We start from the raw sequence: 5,383 nt of genomic DNA, 5'->3' as shown, positions 1-5,383 counted from the left end.
TTTTTTATTCCCCCACTCCCGCCCCCCCCCCCGGGGCCCGGGCGCCGCCCCCCCGGGGGGGGGCCGCCCCGGCGCCCGGTCGCCTCAGGCGGCCATCCGGTGGCGGCCCTTCGCCGGCGTCAGCCAGCGCGCGAACATGCCGAACAGGGCCACGGCCGTGATGAACCAGATGATGCTGAACACCGTCATCGCGGCGATCGAGTCCACCTGGGACCCGACCTCGCCCAGGCCGAGCGACAGCGCGGTCAGGAACACCACGGCCGTCGGGGAGAGGCTGAGCAGCCAGTGCCAGGCGCGGTGCATGCGGCTGGGGTGCGCGGGCGCGTCGGGCCCCTGGTCGAGCGCCTTGTACGTCAGCAGGTCCATGGGATCGCCTCCTAGCGGCAGGACGCGTACGCCGAGCCGTGGTCCGCTCCGGAGGTATCCCACTCTGCCCGCCTTTGCGCCGTTCGGCCACAGGACCACCGCTCGGGCCGCGGACGCCGCCGGGCCGGGCGCAGACTGGGGGCGGAGGTGACCGCGATGACCACCGCCGGCACCGGGTCCGTCCCGGGCAGCACCGTCTACCGGGTGGCGTACGCCGTGGCCGGTGAGCCGGGCGTCCGGCACGCCGAGGTCGCGGTGGTGCCCGGCTACTCGCAGGAGGACGACATCCCGCGGCTGCTGGCCGCCCGGCTCACCGGCCGGCCCGCGGACGGGCGGCGGATCACCGTGCTGGAGCTGCGCGAGCTGCCGGACGGCCGTGGCAGCGGGTTCAGGCCTGCGGCGAGGCGAGGGTCACGATCGTGATGTCGGACGGCGCGCCGACCCGGACCGGCGGACCCCAGGCGCCGGCGCCCCGGGTGACGTAGAGCTGGGTGTCGCCGTAGCGCTCCAGCCCGGCGACGGTGGGGTTGGCGAGGTCGGCGAGGACGTTGCCCGGCCACAGCTGGCCGCCGTGGGTGTGGCCGGAGAGCTGCAGGTCGACGCCGTGCCGGACGGCGTCGTGGACGGTGACCGGCTGGTGCGAGAGCAGCACCGAGGTGCGGCTGCGGTCGCGGTCGCCGAGCGCCCTGCCGAAGTCGGGCCCGTCGCCCTCCCGGGCGCCGGCGATGTCGTTGACCCCGGCCAGGTCGAAGCCGGGCAGTTCGACGCGCTCGTTCTGCAGCGGGTGGATGCCGAGTTCCCGGACGAAGTCCACCCAGGGCGCGGCGCCGGAGAAGTACTCGTGGTTGCCGGTGACGAAGTACGCGCCGTCGCGGGCCTGCAACTGCGCCAGCGGAAGGGCGGCCGGGCCGAGGTCGGGCACGCTGCCGTCGACCATGTCGCCGACGATCGCGATCAGGTCGGGCCGGGCACCGTTGATGGTGTCGACGATCCGCTGGGTGTGGGCGCGGCCCAGGATCGGGCCGAGGTGGATGTCGCTGACGACCGCGATCCGGTAGCCGTGCGCCCGGACGGGCAGCTTGGCCAGCGGGACGGTCACCTGCTTGAGCCGGGGGCCGCGCAGCACGCCGTGCATGCCGTTGCCGACCACGGCGGCGGCCACCCCGGAGGCGCCGATCGCCACCGTCCGGGCGACGAACAGCCGGCGCTCGGGCGACTGCGGCAGCCCCGCCCGCCCGGCCGCTCCCGCCGCCTCCTCCGCCGCCGGTCCCGCTGCTCCCGCCTCCGCCGCCACCGAGTCGGGCGCGCCGGCCTCCGTGCTCCCCGCGCTCTCCGTGCGGCCCTCGGCGCGGAGCCCCGCAGGCCCGCTCGCCGCCGCGACCCGGACGGGCCTGCGCCGCCCTGCCCGGAGCAGCAGCGGCCGGAGCGCCTCGCCGACCAGCAGCGCCAGGGTGAGGTAGAGCAGGACGGCGAGCCAGAGGAAGCCCGGCCAGGCGAACCAGCGCTCGACGGCCAGCGGCAACGCCCGTCCGCCGACCAGGGCGCCCACCGACACCAGCGGCAGCGCGACGGCGAGCACCGTACCGGCCCGCCGCCAGCGCCCGCCGGGGGCGGAGACGTCGCGCACCAGGCGCCGCCAGAGGTACCAGTGCACCAGGGCCAACAGGGCCAGGACGGCGAGGACGCCGAACACCACGAGCACGATCTTCACGCCGCCAGTATGGACGGGCCGGATCGCGCCCCCGGCGACGGGCCCCCGGCCGCCGCACGCAGGGTGCCGGATCCCCTGCGGAGCGCGTCGACGACCTCACGCTGCGTCAGATTTGAGCTTTCCCGCGACCCTCTTCACCCGCTCTGACCTGGGCTTTTCGTCCGCTGAGCGAACAGTTACCAGGCTGTTGTTCCGATACCCGGAAGTAGAAAGTAGCTTTCACCGCATTGCGCGGATCCGTCCCCCACCCTCCGGCAGCACGTGCCGAGGGGCAGAGGCCGCGCTGGAAAGGCACAGGGAATCCCTGATGAGTGCGGAAAGCACCAAGTCGGCTGTAGCGCCTCCGGCCACCACCCCCGGCCACGGCGCAGGCCACCTCGGCGGTCCCGACGGTGGCGACGGCCACCTCAAGGCCGGCCTCAAGAACCGCCACCTGTCGATGATCGCGATCGGCGGTGTGATCGGCGCCGGCCTGTTCGTCGGCTCCGGCGCCGGCATCGCCTCCACCGGCCCCGGCATCCTGCTCTCGTACGCGCTGGCCGGTGTGCTGGTCGTTCTGGTGATGCGGATGCTCGGCGAGATGGCCGCGGCCGACCCGCAGAGCGGTTCCTTCTCCGCGTACGCGGACCGCGCGCTCGGCCGCTGGGCCGGGTTCAGCATCGGCTGGCTGTACTGGTTCTTCTGGGTCGTGGTGCTGGCCGTCGAGGCCACCGCGGGTGCGAAGATCCTCAACCAGTGGATGCCCGATGTGCCGCAGTGGGGCTTCGCCCTGATCGTGATGGCGGTGCTGACCGCCACCAACCTGTTCTCGGTCGCCTCCTACGGCGAGTTCGAGTTCTGGTTCGCGGGCATCAAGGTCGTGGCGATCGCCGCGTTCCTGGTGGTCGGCGGCCTGGCCGTGTTCGGCCTGCTCCCCGGCACCAGCGCGGTCGGCACCGAGAACCTGGTCGGCCACGGGGGCTTCCTGCCGAACGGCATGGGCGCGGTCTTCACCGGCATGCTCACCGTCGTGTTCGCCTTCATGGGCAGCGAGATCGTCACCCTGGCCGCCGGCGAGTCCGAGGACCCGCAGCGCGCCGTGAGCAAGGCCACCAACAGCGTGATCTGGCGCATCGGCGTCTTCTACCTGGGCTCGATCCTGCTCATCGTGACCCTGCTGCCGTGGGACTCCGCCGCGGTGAAGAGCAGCCCGTACGTCGCGGTGCTGGAGCACCTCGGCATCCCCGGCGCCGGCCCGGTGATGGACCTCATCGTGCTGACCGCCGTGCTGTCCTGCCTCAACTCGGGCATGTACACCGCCTCCCGCATGGCGTTCTCGCTCGGCCAGCGCGGCGACGCGCCCAAGGCGTTCGCCAAGGTGACCGAGCGCGGCGTGCCGCGCACCGCGATCCTCGCCTCGGTGGTCTTCGGCTTCGTCGCGGTGTTCTTCAACTACACCTCGCCGGACACCGTCTTCTCCTTCCTGCTGAACTCCTCGGGCGCGATCGCCCTGTTCGTCTGGCTGGTGATCTGCTTCTCGCAGCTGCGGATGCGCAAGATCCTGGAGCGCGAGAGCCCCGAGCGCATCACCGTCCGGATGTGGCTGTACCCGTACCTCACCTGGACCGCGATCGGCATGATCGGCTTCGTGATGGCGTACATGTTCACGGACGAGTCGGGCCGCAAGCAGATGTACCTGTCGCTGGTCGCCGCGGTGATCGTCCTGGTGGCGTCGGCCGTGGTGGGCCGTCGGCGCCGGGCCGCGGAGCTGGCGCAGGCGGGTTCGGCCGCCTGATCCGACCCCGCAGCGCCGCACCGGGCCCGGGAACCGTTCACGGTTCCCGGGCCCGGTCGTCGTTCCCGGGCCCGGTCGCCGGTTCCCCCGGGCCCGTTCGCGGCGCCGGCCGTGCACCCGCGCGCCGGCCCCGTTTGACCCGGCCGCAACCGCGGGGATACCTGTCCATGACAATCCCCCGCAAAGCTCTCCTGACGGCTCGCCCCCACCCTGCGCTCCCCATCCCCTCTCGGGAGACCCGCCATGCCGTTCCCCCCTGCCCCCACCCCCGCCCTCGTGCCCTCGGCGCGCAACCACTTCGGCCGCCGATTACGGCACTGGCGCGAGGCCCGCGGGCTCAGCCAGGCCGAACTGGGCCGCCGGCTCGGGTACGACGACTCGCTCATCAGCCGGGTCGAGAACGCCCGCCGCTGGCCGCCGCCCGACCTGCCCGCCCGGGCCGACGAACTCCTCCTCACCGGAGGGGAGTTGACCCACCTCTGGAGCTCCGTCGCCCAGCAGCGCCGCCGCCTCGACCAGCTGACCGCCCCCGCCCGGCCGACCCTCGCCCCGGCCCCGCCCGCGGCCCCCGACCCGGCCACCTTCGAGGTGCTCGGCGTCCTGCTCGCCGCCTACCGCGAAGCCGCCACCCGGATCGGCGGCCAGGACCTCACCGCCGTCCTGGAACACCACACCCGCACCCTGGCCGGCTGGCAGCGCGCCGCCCCCAGGAGCGCCCTCGGCCCGCTGCGCTCGCTCGCCGCGCGGTACGCCGAGCTCGCCGGCTGGGCCCGGTTCGACGCCGGGCAGCACGCCCGGGCCCTCACCTGGTACGACTGCGGGCTGGACTGGGCCCGCGAGTGCGGCGACCACGGGACCGCCGCCGCCCTGCTCACCCGCCGGAGCAACGTGCACTGGTCGGTCGGCGACGCGGCCACCGCGCTCGCCCTGGCCACCGCCGCCCGGGCCGCCGCCCGCCCGCTCCCCGGCAGCCAGGGCTGGGCCGCCGTCGCCCAGGCCCACGGGTACGCGCTGGCCGGCGAGGCGGGCGCCGCCCGGCGGGCCCTCGACGACGCCGAACGGCTCGCCGAGGCGGCCGTCCGGACCGGCGAGCGCACGCCCTGGCTGGCGCGCGCGGAACTGGTGCTCACCGTCGCCCACGGCACCTGCCACCGGGACCTCGCCGTCCGGACCGGCCACCGCAGCCATGCCCGGGCTGCCGTCGCCCATCTCGGCGAGGCTCTGTCCCGGCTGGACGAAACGTTTCGCCCGCCGCTGCCGGTACGGCCCGAACCCGCGCTCCCCCGGCCCCGTACCGCGGCCTCCCCGCACGACCGCGCCCTGGTCGCCGCCCGGCTGGCCGGCGCCCACGCCTGGACCGGCCGGCCCGAAGCGGCCCGCGAGGCCCTGACCCGCGTCCCGGCCGACGCCACCGGCCGGGTCGCCGCCGAGCACCGCCAGTCCCGCACCTGGCTCGCCCGCTGGGACACCCCGGCCCGGCCCGCACCCTAGGGCCTGTCCGGCCGAGGGCCCTCCCGGGTGCGGCGGTCGGC

General features: G+C 74.9%; 5 protein-coding genes. 3 read left to right on the top strand and 2 right to left on the bottom strand.

The genetic code is table 11. The annotated features are described in order from the left end of the window. Positions 1 to 84 precede the first annotated feature (84 nt). Positions 85 to 366: a hypothetical protein gene (locus tag ACWGB8_RS37570; protein WP_452218155.1), complete on the bottom strand. Its 282-nt coding sequence runs from the start codon at positions 364 to 366 to the stop codon at positions 85 to 87. Between the two features lie 156 nt (positions 367 to 522). On the opposite strand from ACWGB8_RS37570, the gene ACWGB8_RS37565 reads away from it, so the two are divergent. Then, positions 523 to 789, top strand: coding sequence for a hypothetical protein (locus ACWGB8_RS37565; RefSeq protein ID WP_452218154.1), 267 nt, complete (start codon positions 523 to 525; stop codon positions 787 to 789). Here ACWGB8_RS37565 and ACWGB8_RS37560 read toward each other — a convergent pair. Then, a complete protein-coding gene (locus ACWGB8_RS37560; protein WP_452218153.1) occupies positions 755 to 2,077 on the bottom strand; it encodes a metallophosphoesterase in 1,323 nt (440 codons plus the stop codon). The genes ACWGB8_RS37565 and ACWGB8_RS37560 overlap by 35 nt on opposite strands. Positions 2,078 to 2,384: 307 nt before the next feature. Between ACWGB8_RS37560 and ACWGB8_RS37555 the strand changes: the two genes are divergently transcribed. Beyond that, positions 2,385 to 3,851 (top strand): amino acid permease, encoded by a 1,467-nt coding sequence (locus tag ACWGB8_RS37555; RefSeq protein WP_452218152.1) that lies wholly within the window; start codon positions 2,385 to 2,387, stop codon positions 3,849 to 3,851. A 243-nt stretch (positions 3,852 to 4,094) separates the two neighbouring features. Beyond that, positions 4,095 to 5,342, top strand: coding sequence for a helix-turn-helix domain-containing protein (locus tag ACWGB8_RS37550; RefSeq protein ID WP_452218151.1), 1,248 nt, complete (start codon positions 4,095 to 4,097; stop codon positions 5,340 to 5,342). The last annotated feature ends 41 nt before the right edge of the window (positions 5,343 to 5,383 follow it).

The sequence above is a fragment of the Kitasatospora sp. NPDC054939 genome (genome assembly GCF_053610105.1).
Note: the sequence above shows the minus strand (reverse complement) of the source record. Positions and strands in the feature narration are given on the sequence as shown.